The sequence below is a fragment of the Bacillus salacetis genome (assembly GCF_003581585.1).
Lineage (GTDB): Bacteria > Bacillota > Bacilli > Bacillales > Bacillaceae_B > Rossellomorea > Rossellomorea salacetis.
This window is the reverse complement of the sequence record NZ_QXIR01000005.1, coordinates 30,639-46,859: the sequence shown is the minus strand read 5'-3', so window position 1 is coordinate 46,859 and position 16,221 is coordinate 30,639. Positions and strand designations below refer to the sequence as shown.

Genomic DNA, 16,221 nt, shown 5'->3' with positions numbered 1-16,221 from the left:
TTCTATCTTTGATCCACCCTTATTAATATAACGATTTTTTGGTGTAATGCAACCAGTCTTGTTCCTTATGATTACCGCTTCCGATCCAAAAATAAGATATGAGTTCACTGCTTATGTCCGGGTCAATCGACTCCTGAAAATAATACCTTTCGAGCAGCTGCTGAATTTCCTTCTTCTCTTCCTGAATGTAATGTTGAACCAAAACATTTTCCGAGCTGGCATTTTCAAGCTCCCTTAAAGAAACTTCCAATTCCTTGATAGTTTGTTGTAATTGTTCTTCCATATACATCCCTCCGTTTTGTTAGTATGGTTCAAAAACGAAGAAATGTTGATATGTAAGAATTAGTAATCAAGGGATTGGGATAGATGCAGCTCCTGTTAATTGCCGCTCTGTGAATCGTACCTATTTCATCTTTGGTTTTCTTCCATTAATGGTATGTTTTCTTCTTAATCATACCCCTTCAGCCTTCAATCCCTTCCTCTGGTGACACGATTGCTTCTTAATCGTAACCCTTCATCTACTGTTCCCTCATCTATTGGCACGTTTCCTTCTTATTCGTATCCCTTCAGCCTTCAATCTCTTCCTCTAATGGCACGATTGCTTCTTAATCGTACCCCTTCAGCCTTCAATCCTTCCCTCAGATAGCACGGTTCCTTCTTATTCGTATTCCTTCAGCCTTCAATCTCTTCCTCTAATGGCACGATTGCTTCTTAATCGTACCCCTTCAGCCTTCAATCCTTCCCTCAGATAGCACGGTTCCTTCTTATTCGTACCCCTTCAGCCCTCAATCCCTTCCTCTGGTAACACGATTGCTTCTTAATCGTAACCCTTCATCTACTGTTCCCTCATCTATTGGCACGTTTCCTTCTTATTCGTATCCCTTCAGCCTTCAATCTCTTCCTCTAATGGCACGATTGCTTCTTAATCGTACCCCTTCAGCCTTCAATCCTTCCCTCAGATAGCACGGTTCCTTCTTATTCGTACCCCTTCAGCCTTCAATCTCTTCCTCTGGTGGCACAATTGCACCATTTTTTCGCTTCGCCATCAAAGATTTTGGCTATTCCTTCTAGGATTGGACCAATTTTTCACGCCGCCCTTAGAGATTTGGACTATTCCACTCCGGATTGCACCATTTTTCTGAGCTGCCATCAAAGATTTGGGCTATTCTTTCCAGGATTGCACCAGTTTTCCCCGCCTCCATCTAAGATTTGGGCTATTCCTTCCAGGATTGCACCGTTTTTTCGCTCCGCCCTCAAAGATTTGGGCTTTTCCTACTAGGATTGCACCATTTTTATGCGCTGCCCTTAAAGAATTGGGCTATTCTTTCCCGGATTGCACCAATTTTTCCAAGCACCTTCAAGAATTTAGTCTAGAAGCGCTTCTCCCAAAGCAAAAAAACCCCGCAATACAATTTGCGGGGTTTTGAAGATATTAAGCATAATGCTTTTTAACGACGTCGGTACAACGAGGACACAGTGTCGGATGGTCGGGATCCTGGCCGATTTCCGTTGTTACCGTCCAGCAGCGGTCACATGTCTCGCCTTCTGCCTTCTCAACAACAATTGCATTGTTTTCAAGCTTCAATGCGTGCTCTGGTGCTTCGGAAACATTGCCGCCGATTTCAAAACCGGATACAATGAACAACTGCTTCAGATCTTCTCTTACAGAGTTAAGAAGTTCTTTTGTATCTTCATTTACGTAAAGAGTCACTTTAGCTGTCAAAGACTTACCGATGACTTTTTCATTTCTTGCTTCTTCAAGAGCCTTCAGTACATTGTCACGAAGCTTCAAGAATGCTTCCCATTTAGAAAGGATTTGACCTGCATTCGGCAGTTCCTGATATTCAGGCATATCCGTCAACTGAACACTTTCTTCTTTCTGGGATCCCATGTGGGTCCATACTTCATCCGCAGTATGTGAAAGGATCGGTGACATCAGCTTTGTCAGTGCAAGCAGGCACTCATGAAGGACTGTCTGCATGGCGCGTCTTTCATAATTATCTTCAGCTTCAATGTAAAGTACATCTTTTGCAAAATCAAGATAGAATGAGCTGAGGTCCAGCGTACAGAAGTTGTTTACACTCGTATAAATGCTTGAGAATTCATAGTTTTCATAAGAATTGCGGACATTCTTGATCAGATCATTCAGCTTTACAAGCATGAATTGGTCCACTTCCCTTAGATCATTGTACGAAACTGCATCTGTTTCAGGGTTGAAGTCTGCAAGATTTCCTAACAAGAAACGATAAGTGTTTCTGATTTTGCGGTATACTTCAGACACCTGCTTCAAGATGGCATCTGATAAGCGTACATCCGATTGGTAATCAACTGAAGCAACCCACAGACGGAGAATATCCGCTCCCATTTGCTTGATGACCTTGTCAGGCACAACAATGTTCCCGATGGACTTACTCATCTTGCGGCCTTCACCATCATTCACGAATCCGTGGCTCAATACCCCTTTATAAGGAGCTTTCCCTGTCACGGCCACACCTGTTGTAAGGGATGAGTTAAACCAGCCGCGGTATTGGTCGGACCCTTCTAAATATAGATCCGCCGGACGCTGCAGGTCGTCTCTTTGATGCAGGACAGCCTGGTGGGAAGAACCTGAATCAAACCAGACATCCATGATGTCCTGTTCTTTTGTGAATTCGCCATTAGGGCTTCCATCATGAGTGTAACCTTCAGGAAGAAGCTCCTTGGCACTCTTTTCGAACCAGACATTGGAGCCATGCTTGCGGAAAAGTTCGGATACATGAGCAATTGTCTCTTCTGAAATGATTTCATCGCCGTTTTCTGCATAGAATACCGGGATTGGAACGCCCCAAGCGCGCTGCCTCGAGATACACCAGTCGCCTCTGTCACGGACCATGTTATGAAGTCTTGTTTCTCCCCAGGAAGGAACCCACTTAGTATCCTTGACTGCTTGAAGAAGGTCATCCCTGAAAGAATCAATGGATGCGAACCACTGTGGAGTTGCCCTGAAAATAACCGGCTTCTTAGTACGCCAGTCATGCGGATAGGAGTGAGTGATGAACTCTAGCTTCAACAGTGCCCCGGCTTCCTCCAGTTTCTCAGTGATCGGTTTGTTGGCTGCATCATAAAATACGCCTTCGAATCCTGGAGCTTCCTCTGTCATGACACCTTTATCATTTACCGGACAAAGGATATCAAGGCCGTATTTCTTTCCGACCAGATAGTCATCTTCACCATGCCCTGGAGCTGTGTGTACACATCCTGTTCCAGAGTCAGTCGTAACGTGGTCACCAAGGATCACAAGAGATTCCCTGTCATAAAACGGATGCTGTGCTTTTACAAGTTCAAGATCTGAACCTTTCACCGTCTTCACAACTGTTGGCTCATTCCACTCCAGGACAGATGCAACATCTTCAAGTAAGTCTTCAGCCACTACATACTTACTGCCATCCACTTCAACCACTACATATGAAAGAGCAGCATGGACAGTGATGGCAAGGTTTGCCGGAATTGTCCATGGAGTTGTCGTCCAGATGATGATCTGAGTGCCTTCTTCCAGTACACCTTTTCCATCCATCACTTTGAAACCTACGTAAATGGAAGGAGAGCGTTTGTCTTGATACTCGATTTCAGCTTCAGCCAGGGCAGATTCACTGGAAGGACTCCAGTAGACAGGTTTCAATCCTTTATAGATATAGCCTTTATTCGCCATTTCCCCAAAAACCTTAATCTGTTCGGCCTCATACTCAGGCTTCATTGTGATATAAGGTTTATCCCAATCACCGCGGACACCCAGCTGCCTGAACTGCGTACGCTGGCTGTCAATTTGTCCGTATGCATATTCTTCACAAAGCTTACGGAACTCGGCAACCGTCATTTCTTTACGGTTGACACCTTTCTTCGTCAAAGCCTGTTCAATTGGCAGTCCATGTGTATCCCAGCCTGGAACATAAGGTGCATTGTAGCCGCTCATGGATTTATACCTTACAATGAAATCTTTCAGGACTTTGTTAAGCGCATGGCCCATATGGAGATCACCGTTTGCGTAGGGAGGACCATCATGCAGGATGAATAACGGCCTGCCTTCAGTTCTCTCCTGGACCTTTTTATAGATATTCATCTCGTTCCACTTTTCCTGCATTTCCGGTTCGCGCTTCGGCAGATTTCCTCGCATCGGAAATTCAGTTTTCGGCATCAATAATGTGTCTTTATAATTCATTCTTCTTCCTCCTATTCGAAAACATTCAACAGCATAACCCAGGATTATTACAACACCGGTTGATCCTGATATACCTTTAACAATTTTTCTTCTCCTGATGCCTCCAGGAAAAAGGCATTAAAAAAAGCCTTCTCATCCCTGGAAAGGGACGAGAAAGCTAACCCGCGGTACCACCCTGATAAGCAAAACAGTTTTGTAATGCCCACTTTGACATTCGTAACGAGAATGACACGCCGGAATTTAATTGCAAAATTGCTTTCAAGACCGGTGCTCGAGGGTGATTTTCCGCTTCTACTGCCTCCGTCAAGCTTTCACCATCCTTGACTCGCTGCCTGAAGGCTACCTTTAAAGAAACGTACTGTCCCTTTCATTGCACTCCAATATAATTATAAAATCCATTATATGAAATTTACTCTTATTTCGTCAAGCTGTCTTCTTCTTTCAGTGTCTTTAAATCAGTTGCATCAATTTCAAATTCCATGATTTGATCCCAGTCATCGCTGCTCAGCAAATCAAGCTGTGCCTCGATCAGCATCTTGAAGCGGGTCCTGAAGACCTTGGACTGCTTTTTCAATTCTTCGATTTCCATAGCGATCTTTCTTGCCTTGGATAGTGACTCATTGACGATCCTGTCAGCATTCTTCTCTGCTTCCTTCACAATCAGCTTCGCTTCCTTGGAAGCATTTCTGCGTACTTCTTCTCCGGCTTCCTGAGCGATGACGATTGATTTGTTCAAGGTTTCCTCAATATTGGTGAAGTGGCCCAGTCGCTCATTCATCGAACCAAGAGATTCTTCAAGCTCTTTTTTCTCACGAAGAAGGATCTCATAGTCCTTAATAATCTGATCAAGGAACTCGTTCACTTCATCTTCATCATAACCCCGGAATCCGCGACTGAATTCTTTGTTATGTATATCTAACGGCGTTAAAGGCATAATGCCACCTCCATGCGAAGTAAGTATTCTTCTCCTATTATAACTGAATTTTCGACAGTTTGTGGGAATTTCCCTTTATTTTTCGAAAATTTATTTTCACTGGAACTGGCCGTTCTTTACTGGACAGTCAGGGTTGGTTTCCGTTCAGGAGGCAAATGCCGGGCAGGCGTGCTTCCCCGATGACTGTGCCACCATTAGAACTAATGCTCATTTCAGAACCCCTGCCGTGATTCGGAACTTGTCTTTTTTCGTTCTGCCTTCAATGGAAATCAACTTGCTCCTGCCATGCCCCCTCATGGAAAATACATCGCCTTCACCAACTTCAAAAGAAGGATTTTCCACAACTCTCCAATTCACCTTAACTACCCCTCCTGCAATCAGGGTTTGAACCTTCTGCCTGGAAATGTTATAGAGGGCGGAAAGGACCACATCCAGGCGGAGGGAACTGGCAGTGGCAGCTATGTCCTGCCATTCCTCAGAGGAAGTTATCAAGTATTCCAATGGCTGTTTTTCCATGGTCACTTTTGTACGTCCAACTTCACTGAAATTCATTTCTACAAAATCAGCGATTTCGGACGCTGTCAGCAGTTGAACCTTGTCCCCATTAATGAGGATATCCCCGAACTTCTCCCTTTTTAAGCCTATTGACATAAGGGAACCAAGTATCTGGCGGTGTTCAAGGGTAACAAATTTTTTGGGATAGTTGATTTCAAATAATGTGACAGCGAAGTCCGATTGAGAGGGTTCATAGTAATCCGGATATAAAATGCACCGTTTCCTTTCCAGGTCATCACTATCAGGATAAAAACTTAATTTAATATCGGCGTTTTTGCCCATAATAGCGGAAAGTATATATTGCTGCCTCGGATCTAAAAAGCCGGTGACTTTTGGGGAGTAGGAATTCTCAACGAATTCACGCCATTCCAAAACACTGTCAATGAACTCTTTTTCATCTTTCCTGAAATGCTGATAAATCGATGTCATCTTTTACACCTGCTTTAATTAGTGGGGGTCAAATAGTTAAACTCTGTAAATGAAAAAGGGAGTACCTGAACGGCCCCCTAAATTTTAATATTTTATTTAATAATCAGAGATCCTGTCCGTAATTATACAAACCATCTGTACAGTTCAAGAATTCCTGTTTTGGCTAGATTCAGTACAATGAACGCCACAATTGGAGAAATATCTATCATGCCGATGGCTGGGACAATCTTGCGGAACGGCTCTAGATATGGTTCACAGATCCTGGATAGGAACCGTCCGATTGCGGTCTCCCTTGCATTGGGAAACCAGGACATTAGAATATAAATGATCAATGCCCAGGAATAAAGATCAATCAGCCTGTATAACGTTGCGATAACAAATTCCATTTTTCACACTACCACCTTGTATTATGGTTGTCTTCCTCCTGCAGGAATTCAGTGATATTCCCTGCCACTTCTACATTATCAGGAGTACAAAGGAAGATGTTGCTGCCGATTCTCTGGATGTCGCCTCCCAAGGCATAGACTGTACCGCTTAAAAAGTCTACGATCCGCTTTGCCTGGTCATGCTGAATTCTTTGCAGATTTACAACGATTGCTCTTCGATTTTTCAAATGATCTGCTATTTCCTGAGCTTCAGCATAGACTCTTGGCTCTACAATGATCATTTTTGAAGACTTCTGAACACTTTGCAGACTGACAACATTTTGTTTTGCCGAGGAAGACTGTTGCTGCTTCATAGGCAGCGTTTCCTCATATTGTTCCTCAGTATAGCTCTGTTCCTGGTCGAATTCTTCTTCATCCAGCAGAAAAAAGTTTTTGAATTTTGATTTGATCCCCACTTGTCTGCCTCCTTTTAATCTTCTCCCACAAGTGCTGTACCAACCCGAATAAAGGTGGCTCCTTCTTCGATGGCAATCATATAATCATTTGACATTCCCATAGAAAGTTCTGTACAGGGTGCATGCTCAATACCCATTGCAGCAACCTCTGCCTGGAGGGATTTCATTTGTCTGAAATAACCTCTGAGTTTTGTTTCGTCATCGATATTCGGCAACATGGTCATTAAACCGGCCACCTTGACATTCTCATATTGGCTCAAGCCTTCTATGAAAGAAATGACATCATCCGGCGGAAGCCCATGCTTTGATTCTTCTCCGGATATGTTGACCTGCACAAAGCAAGAAACTGGGCGGGACGCCCTTTTATCGATCTCCTTTGCAAGCGACTTGCGGTCCAAGGAATGTATGTAGGATACTTTATCTATGATATTTTTCACTTTCCTTGATTGAAGGGTTCCGATGAAGTGCCATACAGGCTTGTCCTTCAATTGTTCCCACTTGGAATTCAGACCCTCATCCCTGTTTTCGCCGAGATGGGTAATTCCGGCTTCGATGGCTTCCTGTGCCCTTTCGGCAGAGACATATTTAGTAACGGCAACAATCGTGATGTCTTCTGGATTCCTGCCGGAAGCTTCACACGCTGCCTTGATTTTTTCATTGATGATTTCCAACTTCTCTCTAACATCCATGAAGTGTCACTCCTTCCAGCCGATAAAGCTCATAATCCTGCCTGTCCTGCCGTTATCCCTGCGATGGGAAAAGAATTCATTTTCATTACAGGATGTGCATAGTTCTGAAACGATTATATTTCCCGAAGGAATACCTGCGTTTCTAATGGCAAGATAATTGGTTCTCTTTAGATCCAGTTCATATTGTCCTTCATACTTTAAATTATATGGCTTTTCATTACAATCTTCTAGTAGTTTTTCAACTTTGTCAATAACTCTGTCATCAACCTGATAGCACTTTCTGCAGATTGATGGACCGACCGCGGCGAGGATATCCTCTGATTTTGCTCCATATCGATTGAATTCCCTTATCATATGGCCGGCAATATCAAGCACAGTACCTTTCCATCCCGCGTGCGCGACCCCTATCAGCCGGCCCTCAGGATAAAGAAAATATATAGGAACACAGTCAGCGTAACACATTGTCAATAACAGATCCGGTTCATCGGTGATTAAGCCGTCAGTATCCATGATACTCGTTGAATAGTCCATTGCACCCCTACCGGCGTCTTCTTTAGTCACCCAGCGGATATTCCTGCCGTGCGTTTGTTCCGCACATACCCAGTTGGCTGAAGGAATTCCAATACGTTCAGCTGCGAGCCGGCGGTTTTTTTGTACAGTTTCCTGTACATCATTGACATGGAGTCCCATATTAAGCGACCGGTACTTCCCCTCACTAAATCCCCCTTGTTTACTGGTGATCCCCGCCTTCAATCCCGGTACGAGCCGGCTCCAGGCAGGAAGGGAGAAGATCAACTGATCTGTTTTATAGAAGGCTTGTTCTGTCACTGCAGCATCTCCTTCCTTTTTCTACAGTTTATCATAAACTCCCTTCCAGCGTCATACTCGATACACCTGCATACCTTAAGGTGCAGCACCTCATTGCTTCCTCGGTTCTTCCAATTGCGCCTGCAGGTAATGGTTATCTTTATGCCTTACTAAAATGACATCTTCCCCTATTTTCACAATGGAAGTCCAGGGAATGACCACATCTTCTTCTTTTGCGAAAAACCCCATGATTTTACCATTTCTTCCGATGACAATCGCTTCTATTCTGCCGGTATCCAGGTTGATTTCTATATCTGCAATATTACCTAACTTTCGACCGTCTGATATGCTGACAACATCCTTCACTTGAAAATCCGATATCCTGACCATCTCTCTCCCTCTTTTCATGAAGTCTTATATAGAAAATATATGCACAAAAAAATGAGGTCATGCCCCGTCTTAACCTGGGGCATGACCCATTATTGAATATTCTTATTCATTTGTTTAATTGCTGCCTTTTCAAGCCTTGATACTTGTGCTTGAGAAATTCCGATTTCATCTGCCACTTCCATTTGGGTCTTACCTTGGAAGAAGCGTTTCCGGATAATCATTTTTTCCCGGTCATTCAGGCGTCTCATGCCTTCTTGAAGAGCTATTTCCTCAATCCAGGTATGATCTCTGTTTCTCTCATCACTGAGCTGATCCATAACAAAAATGGGATCGCCGCCATCATTATATATCGGCTCGAATAGTGATACCGGATCCTGTATTGCATCCATGGCGAATACAATGTCTTCATGTGGAACATCCAGCACTTTCGCAATTTCTTCTGCTGTCGGCTCCCTGGAAGTCTCGCCCATAAGCTTCTCACGGACCTGAAGAGCTTTATAGGCAATATCCCTTAAAGACCGGGATACACGTATCGGGTTATTATCCCTCAAATAACGGCGGATTTCCCCGATGATCATAGGCACGGCATATGTAGAGAACCGGACATTCTGACCCAGATCGAAGTTATCAATCGACTTCATCAGGCCGATACACCCGACCTGAAATAAATCATCCACATATTCCCCGCGATTGTTGAACCTTTGAATGACACTGAGGACAAGACGAAGGTTGCCGTTTACTAACTTTTCCCTTGCCGAGATATCCCCAGCCTGCATTTCCCGGAAGAGTTTTCTCATTTCCTCATTCTTGAGAACGGGAAGTTTCGATGTATCAACACCACAGATTTCAACTTTATTACGTGTCAAATTCTTTCCCTCCTTACAGGAGTTGCTGTACAAAAAACAGTATCTCCCCGGAAGGAAAATTTATGCACACGCTAAATCCCTGCCGCAAATAGAAAATACTTCCAAACAAGACAGGACAAGGGTTTATTTAACTTAGAAAATTTTTTGGACATACAAAAAGGTTGTTTTCTTTTCGGAAAAATCCCAGATGCCGGATTTTTCCCCTGTAGTCAATGGGTTTTACTCTCAAAAAGAACGAGCAGCTCTTTGCTTTCCTGCTCACCGGGATTTTTACGACGATTTACCCGGATATTGTTTGAAATTTATATTGAATAGCATTAAAGTTTCCGAAAAGAGCCTAAAAAAAAGAAGCGATTCAATTTCAGAATCACTTCCAGCCGCTAACCTCAAACCATTTTATTGAATTCTTTCTTCAATCGCTTAATGATTCGTTTCTCTAATCTGGAAATATAGGATTGGGAAATCCCCAGCATATCCGCTACATCCTTTTGTGTCTTTTCTTCACCACCCATCAAACCGAATCTGAGTTCCATTATTTGTTTTTCCCTGTCTGACAGTTCCGTAAGGGCGTTAAACAACAGTTTCCTATCCACTGTCGCCTCCAGGTCTTTTGTGATGATGTCTTCTTCAGTGCCCAAAACATCCGATAGCAGCAGTTCATTTCCATCCCAATCAATATTCAATGGTTCATCGAAGGAAACTTCTGACCGTATTTTATTGTTTCTCCTCAGATACATCAGAATTTCATTTTCTATACATCTGGACGCATAGGTGGCTAATTTAATCTTCTTTTCGGGATTGAAGGTGTTAACAGCTTTAATCAAACCAATGGTTCCGATACTGATGAGATCTTCTATATTGATTCCGGTATTTTCAAATTTCCTTGCAATATACACTACAAGCCTTAGGTTCCTTTCGATCAAGAGAGAGCGTGCGGTTTTGTCCCCATTAGGAAGCTTTTTGAGCAGAACCGCTTCTTCTTCTTTGGAAAGGGGAGGAGGAAGTGCCTCACTGCCGCCTATGTAATATATTTCATCCGTCTTGATTCCAAGCTTGATCAGAAGCTTATACCAATAGTATGTAAGTCTGAGCCGTATATTTTTCAATGTAGTTCCCCCTTCTAATTTGTTGAATTAAGAGTATAGTAGTAGTGCAAAGTATTAAGAAACGTTTCTTAATGGAGGAGCTGTCATCATCCTCGGATGGACTATTGAATTGAACGTACCGTCTGCAGAAAATTCCATATTCTGAAAAACAATCAACCCCTTCTTGCATGGCCAAGTTTGTTCACCTTTCTTAATAACAATCGTGTCCGGCTTAAAAGCTATGAGAAGCTGGCTTTTCTTTCCAACAGACTGAGCAGGAATAAAGCGGACACGATCTTCCCATTCAGGGGAAAGCGAATGGTTCCCACTCATCATATCTTCATTATCTTCAGAAAGTTGAAGGATTTCTTCTGGAACCGCTTCTTCCAAACCTCTCGAAGAAATCAGCATTACAGGACTTTTACTAAGTGGATCGTAAAGCTGGTTACCGCTGTCGACCAACCCCTTCAAACCCAGCTTCAGCCCGTTTATTTCAACTTCTATATTGACAAGTTGATCATATTGGATATTCACTGTTTCAATACTGCTTACCCGGCTCCGTGAAAAGTACCAGGCGGAAGGCAGAGCGAACATGACAAACACCCAGCTGATTGGATCACCAAATCCTTTTACACTAGCTAAAAACATGGAAGATTGAAGGTTGTTATCAAAACTAAGGAAGTAATGGACCCCGATCAGAATTCCACCGGTTAGAAAGGTGGAAAAGTAGAGCATCAGCAGGTTTCCAATAAAGAATCTAAACCTTTTGAATCCAAATGCTGCAAGCACCATTATGATCGAAAAAGATAATTTGGCTAACGGATGACCGCTGATATGGGCATAAGGAGTAAAGGATAACAATACAATTAAAGAGCCGATAAAACCACCTGAAAAAATTCTCCACCACCTTAGATGTCTTTTTAGAAATAGTGCAGTCATCATCAACAATATACTGTCTATCAAAAAATTTAATAGCCAAATGACATCTAAGTACAGAACCAACCTTTTCCCTCCTTTTGGTCGATTGTTACTGACTGTTATGTGAAGTATATCGTACATACTCTCTGGAAGTGTGTCACTTTCTGTATGCAAAGAAGTGAAACTTTTCATACTCTCGTTCGAATATTGTCAAATAAAATTATGCACCATTGTCAGTTTCAACTAATCCCTTTATACTGAGCACCCCTTCCTGACCCTGACTGGCGAACCCTCACTAATTCTGCAGCCACACCTTAATAAAAAAATAACACACTACGTATTTATGAAATTATTAAAGATTCTTCTCCTGAAATATAGAAACATATTCCATGGATAAAATATCGGAATCAATTGAAAAATCATGCTTAATACGAAAGAAAAGTGCCTCTATTCTTATTTAGGAATAGAAGCCGCGGGCTCCCAGGAAAACAGGTTTTGGTATCCCTCTGAAAGCAGGGCTTATTCGAATTGCCTTATTAAAACAAGGCTGTTTCCGCATATATTGTTGCTTTCGGAAAAATTCCAGTTTCCAGATTTTTCCCTTGTATTCAAAGGTTTCACTTTGGAAAAATGAACGAGCAGCTCTTTTCATCCCAGCTCACCGGGGCTTTTACGACGATTTACCAGGACTTTATTTGAAATTTATTGTAAATGGCAACAAAGTCTATGAAAAGAGCCTAAAACAAAAAAAGACTCAAGGAAATGGTCCTTGAGTCTTTTCGTATACCTATTATCTGCGGCGGTTACGATTTCGCAGGAATGTAGGGATATCCAATGTTTCTTCCGCACCCTGGCTGCTTGTACGGGAAGGTTCCTGCTGCTGCGGTTCCTCTCTTTTCTGTTCACGCTTAGGAGCCTGCTGCTGTGCTGCATTGTTATTGTTCGGCTTCATTCCGCCAAATGAAGGTCTTGTTTGTTTAGGCTGGACTGCTTCTTCGTTGAAACCTGTCGCAATTACTGTAACGACGATATCATCTTTAAGTTCTTCATTGATGACAGAACCAAAGATCATATTAACTTCCTGATCAGATGCAGATGCTACAATATCAGCTGCCTCCTGAACTTCATAAAGGGAGAGGTTCGTGCCTCCAGTGATATTCATCAAGACACCTTGAGCACCATCGAGTGAAGTTTCAAGCAATGGACTGGAGATTGCCTTCTTCGCTGCTTCGGTTGCACGGTTCTCTCCGGATGCAGCACCGATTCCCATAAGGGCAGACCCTTTGTTGGACATAATCGTCTTCACGTCAGCAAAGTCAAGGTTGATAAGGCCCGGAGTTGCAATCAAGTCGGAAATACCCTGAACACCCTGACGCAACACGTTATCTGCCTCACGGAAGGCTTCAAGCATTGGAGTGCTTTTATCAACGATCTCAAGCAGGCGGTCATTCGGGATGACGATCAAAGTATCAACCGCATCCTTCATGGCGCTGATTCCTCCGCTTGCCTGTGTTGAACGCTTTCTTCCTTCAAAGGTGAATGGACGGGTTACGACACCTACAGTCAAAGCACCGATTTCCTTAGCAATCCCTGCAATTACAGGAGCTGCACCAGTTCCGGTACCTCCACCCATTCCAGCAGTTACGAATACCATGTCTGCACCTTTAAGTGCTTCTTCGATCTGTTCTTTGCTTTCTTCAGCAGCTTTTTTCCCAACTTCTGGGTTTGCGCCTGCTCCAAGGCCCCTTGTAAGCTTACCGCCAATTTGCATCTTGATTTCTGCTTTAGATAAGTTCAATGCTTGCGCATCTGTATTAACCGCGATAAATTCTACACCTTGAACACCATGCTCAATCATTCGATTGACGGCGTTATTTCCGCCGCCTCCTACCCCGATTACTTTTATGGTGGCTAATGAATCTAAATTTGTATCAAACTCTAACATGAAACATCCTCCTAATTCCTCGATTCTCAACCTATTTGAAGCTATTCAAAAAAGTAGCCGAAAAATTTCTTCATCTTCGATGACACTTTTTCGTCATTTGGCTTGTCCGGTTTGGGTTTTGGTTTCTCAGTCTGTTCAGGCTTCTTAACAGTCCGCTTTTCAACAGGCTCTGCAGGAACAGGAGAGGCACTTACGTTTCTCCCTTGTAATCTAGCATTTTTATGAGCATACTTTATCAGCCCTACAGACGTGGTGTATTGTGGTTCGCGGACACCAATGTAATCAGGTACCGCGACCCTTACGCGATTCTGGAAGACCAGCTGTGCCAATTCAAGCACTCCCGGAAGATTCGCGATTCCACCAGTCAAAACATATCCGCCAGGCAAGTCATGGACACCCATCCTTCTTAGCTCATGTCCAATCATATCGAATATTTCTTCTAATCTAGCTTCTATAATATCAGAAATTTCAAGCTGATTAAATTGCTGGTGCTGATCACTGCCGATAATCGGTACACTGAACACTTCATCTTCAGAGGCATGATCATAAAAAGCATGGCCATACTTCACTTTGATCATCTCAGCATCCTCAGTTGATGTCCTGAGTCCGATGGACAGGTCTTTTGTGATATGTTCCCCTCCTATCGGCAGGACTGACGCAGCTCTGATATGTCCATGTTCGAACACAGCAATTGTAGTGGATCCTCCGCCGATATCGATCAATGCGGCACCAAGGCTTTGTTCATCCTTGGAAAGGGCAATCGAACCTGACGCCAAAGGCTGCAGGACGATGTCCATTATTTCCAGACCCGCTTTTTCAACACAGCGTAAAGTATTATGTAATAGTGTCTTTGAACCTGTTATGATCGTCCCTTCCATCTCAAGCCTGACACCAATCATCCCCCTGGGATCTGTAATTTCATCCAGCCCGTCAACGATGAATTGTTTAGGGATCACATTTACAATCTCCCGTTCGGGAGGTATTGAGATGACCTGCGCCGCATCCATTACACGTGCCACATCTTCATCTGTAATTTCTCTATTCTCACTAGAGACAGCCACTACCCCGTGACATGCTTGCAGTGCTACTCCGTTTCCAGGAATCCCGACGATTACCTGGTTGATGTTAATACCGACCATCCTTTCAGCTTGTTCGACGGCCTTTTTGATCGATTGAACAGTTTCATCAATATCCACAATGGAACCTTTTCTGATTCCTTGTGATTTCACATTTCCGACACCGATGATGTTCAAAGAATCATTGGACATTTCTCCAATGATCACTTTCACTGTGGATGTACCGATGTCTAGACTTACAAAAATTTCATTGCTGTTCACTCTGTGGCACCTCCTTCAATTCTTATGTATTTTAGAACAACAAATTGATTTAAAGTTGAGTTTCAAGTATATCTTATAAAAATATTCGTCGCTTATAAAAGATTCCCTTTTAAAATTTCAATTTTTTTCTTTTTTTTCACTATTTGTGCTCCAATTACTAATCAAAATCCTCCGGATGACCGCAATATTTTGAAATAGTCTCACTCCAAAAGCGAAAACGGCCGCTAGATATAAGTCTACACCAAGATGGACACCTAGAAAAGCCAAACTTGCAGCAAGAAGAATATTAAAGAAAAAACCTGAAACAAATACTTTATCATCATAAATATTTTGCAGGTGGGCCCTTATCCCACCAAACAATGTATCGAGAGCTGCTAATACCGCAATGGATAAGTAGTTTGAATATTCATCTGGAATCCTGATATCGGTAAGCAATCCAAGGATCACTCCTAGCAGCAACCCTAAAACGGGCAGCCACATTCTGTTAATTCCCTCCTTCTGCCACAGGTTCCATATACCGGATCCTGATAGTGTCCCCGTATGCCGGAACAGTAAGATTATCCATTGGGGACCCTATATTGACAGTCAAATTATCTATGAAGAAATCTTCTATTGCCCGGGAAACCTGCATCCTGTTCTGAAGGTCCTGAGCCTCCTTCAAGTCTTTGGTCAAAACCCTGATTTCAAATGGGACAGTGTTTATCGAATACCCGTCAATTTTGGTTTCCCCATTAATATCCCTTATTACTGAAGTGTTTATCAGCCGGCGGCCGTCAATGGATATTTCCTTGGCCCCATACTGGTTCAACTCATTCACAAGCCTTTCAAGAAGGTCGGGGGAAACGGATTTAACCTTTGTGCCCAACAGCACCTCTTCAAGAGAAGGTTCGACTGTCAGTACCAGGCCGGGACCGCTTTTTTCAAGCAGGCCCGCTTCCAGTTTAAGCTCCTCAAGAGTATCCCTCAAAGCTTGTTCCTGGCTCGTCTGCCTTTCCGTTTCATATTTCTCCAGTTTCTCATCAATGGACTGCATTTCCTTAAGGAGACCCGAATGAATATCCTTTTCTTTTTCAATGGCTTCTCTTAATTCCCAAATATCCCTGGTATCCCTGATAACAGGCTCCTGGACTGTCTGAAACTGAACAGCCACCATGAATCCGATAATCAGGGTAATAAGAGTAAAGCTGACTTTATTGCCCACCCTTGCTCACCTTGCTTTCTATTTTCCAC

The 16,221-nt window shown here is 43.0% G+C and carries 16 protein-coding genes and 1 other annotated feature; all 16 genes read right to left on the bottom strand.

What is annotated here, in order from left to right:
• Positions 1 to 22 precede the first annotated feature (22 nt).
• The 16 genes from D3H55_RS05380 to D3H55_RS05300 all read right to left on the bottom strand — a co-directional run bounded on the left by D3H55_RS05380 (position 23) and on the right by D3H55_RS05300 (position 16,192).
• Positions 23 to 283: a hypothetical protein gene (locus D3H55_RS05380; RefSeq protein ID WP_119545895.1), complete on the bottom strand. Its 261-nt coding sequence runs from the start codon at positions 281 to 283 to the stop codon at positions 23 to 25.
• A gap of 1,149 nt (positions 284 to 1,432) precedes the next feature.
• Positions 1,433 to 4,195 (bottom strand): isoleucine--tRNA ligase, encoded by a 2,763-nt coding sequence (ileS, locus tag D3H55_RS05375; protein WP_119545894.1) that lies wholly within the window; start codon positions 4,193 to 4,195, stop codon positions 1,433 to 1,435.
• Between the two features lie 141 nt (positions 4,196 to 4,336).
• Positions 4,337 to 4,575 (bottom strand) — a binding site (T-box leader).
• Positions 4,576 to 4,610: 35 nt separating this feature from the next.
• Positions 4,611 to 5,129 carry a DivIVA domain-containing protein gene (locus D3H55_RS05370; RefSeq protein WP_119545893.1) on the bottom strand — a complete coding sequence of 173 codons (519 nt, stop codon included), beginning with the start codon at positions 5,127 to 5,129 and terminating at the stop codon, positions 4,611 to 4,613.
• 207 nt (positions 5,130 to 5,336) lie between these two features.
• Complete coding sequence (locus D3H55_RS05365) at positions 5,337 to 6,113, bottom strand: YlmH family RNA-binding protein (protein WP_119545892.1); 777 nt, start codon at positions 6,111 to 6,113, stop codon at positions 5,337 to 5,339.
• A gap of 122 nt (positions 6,114 to 6,235) precedes the next feature.
• A complete protein-coding gene (locus tag D3H55_RS05360; protein ID WP_119545891.1) occupies positions 6,236 to 6,499 on the bottom strand; it encodes a YggT family protein in 264 nt (87 codons plus the stop codon).
• An 8-nt stretch (positions 6,500 to 6,507) separates the two neighbouring features.
• Positions 6,508 to 6,954, bottom strand: coding sequence for a cell division protein SepF (locus D3H55_RS05355; RefSeq protein ID WP_119545890.1), 447 nt, complete (start codon positions 6,952 to 6,954; stop codon positions 6,508 to 6,510).
• Positions 6,955 to 6,968: 14 nt separating this feature from the next.
• A complete protein-coding gene (locus D3H55_RS05350) occupies positions 6,969 to 7,643 on the bottom strand; it encodes a YggS family pyridoxal phosphate-dependent enzyme (RefSeq protein ID WP_119545889.1) in 675 nt (224 codons plus the stop codon).
• Between the two features lie 6 nt (positions 7,644 to 7,649).
• The gene (pgeF, locus tag D3H55_RS05345; RefSeq protein WP_119545888.1) at positions 7,650 to 8,471 is read right to left on the bottom strand and encodes a peptidoglycan editing factor PgeF; all 822 of its coding nucleotides are present in this window, start codon (positions 8,469 to 8,471) and stop codon (positions 7,650 to 7,652) included.
• Between the two features lie 90 nt (positions 8,472 to 8,561).
• On the bottom strand, positions 8,562 to 8,840 hold the full coding sequence (locus D3H55_RS05340; RefSeq protein ID WP_119545887.1) for a YlmC/YmxH family sporulation protein: 279 nt from the start codon (positions 8,838 to 8,840) through the stop codon (positions 8,562 to 8,564).
• 89 nt (positions 8,841 to 8,929) lie between these two features.
• Positions 8,930 to 9,706, bottom strand: coding sequence for an RNA polymerase sporulation sigma factor SigG (sigG, locus tag D3H55_RS05335; protein WP_119545886.1), 777 nt, complete (start codon positions 9,704 to 9,706; stop codon positions 8,930 to 8,932).
• Between the two features lie 386 nt (positions 9,707 to 10,092).
• Positions 10,093 to 10,812: an RNA polymerase sporulation sigma factor SigE gene (gene sigE / locus D3H55_RS05330; protein WP_119545885.1), complete on the bottom strand. Its 720-nt coding sequence runs from the start codon at positions 10,810 to 10,812 to the stop codon at positions 10,093 to 10,095.
• Between the two features lie 54 nt (positions 10,813 to 10,866).
• Entirely contained in the window at positions 10,867 to 11,793 is a 927-nt protein-coding gene (spoIIGA, locus tag D3H55_RS05325; protein ID WP_119545884.1) for a sigma-E processing peptidase SpoIIGA, read from the bottom strand.
• A 706-nt stretch (positions 11,794 to 12,499) separates the two neighbouring features.
• The gene (gene ftsZ / locus D3H55_RS05315; RefSeq protein ID WP_119545882.1) at positions 12,500 to 13,654 is read right to left on the bottom strand and encodes a cell division protein FtsZ; all 1,155 of its coding nucleotides are present in this window, start codon (positions 13,652 to 13,654) and stop codon (positions 12,500 to 12,502) included.
• 41 nt (positions 13,655 to 13,695) lie between these two features.
• On the bottom strand, positions 13,696 to 14,991 hold the full coding sequence (gene ftsA / locus D3H55_RS05310) for a cell division protein FtsA (protein WP_119545881.1): 1,296 nt from the start codon (positions 14,989 to 14,991) through the stop codon (positions 13,696 to 13,698).
• A 117-nt stretch (positions 14,992 to 15,108) separates the two neighbouring features.
• Positions 15,109 to 15,471 carry a small basic family protein gene (locus D3H55_RS05305; RefSeq protein ID WP_119545880.1) on the bottom strand — a complete coding sequence of 121 codons (363 nt, stop codon included), beginning with the start codon at positions 15,469 to 15,471 and terminating at the stop codon, positions 15,109 to 15,111.
• A 4-nt stretch (positions 15,472 to 15,475) separates the two neighbouring features.
• Positions 15,476 to 16,192, bottom strand: coding sequence for a DUF881 domain-containing protein (locus D3H55_RS05300; protein ID WP_240628493.1), 717 nt, complete (start codon positions 16,190 to 16,192; stop codon positions 15,476 to 15,478).
• Positions 16,193 to 16,221: the final 29 nt, after the last annotated feature.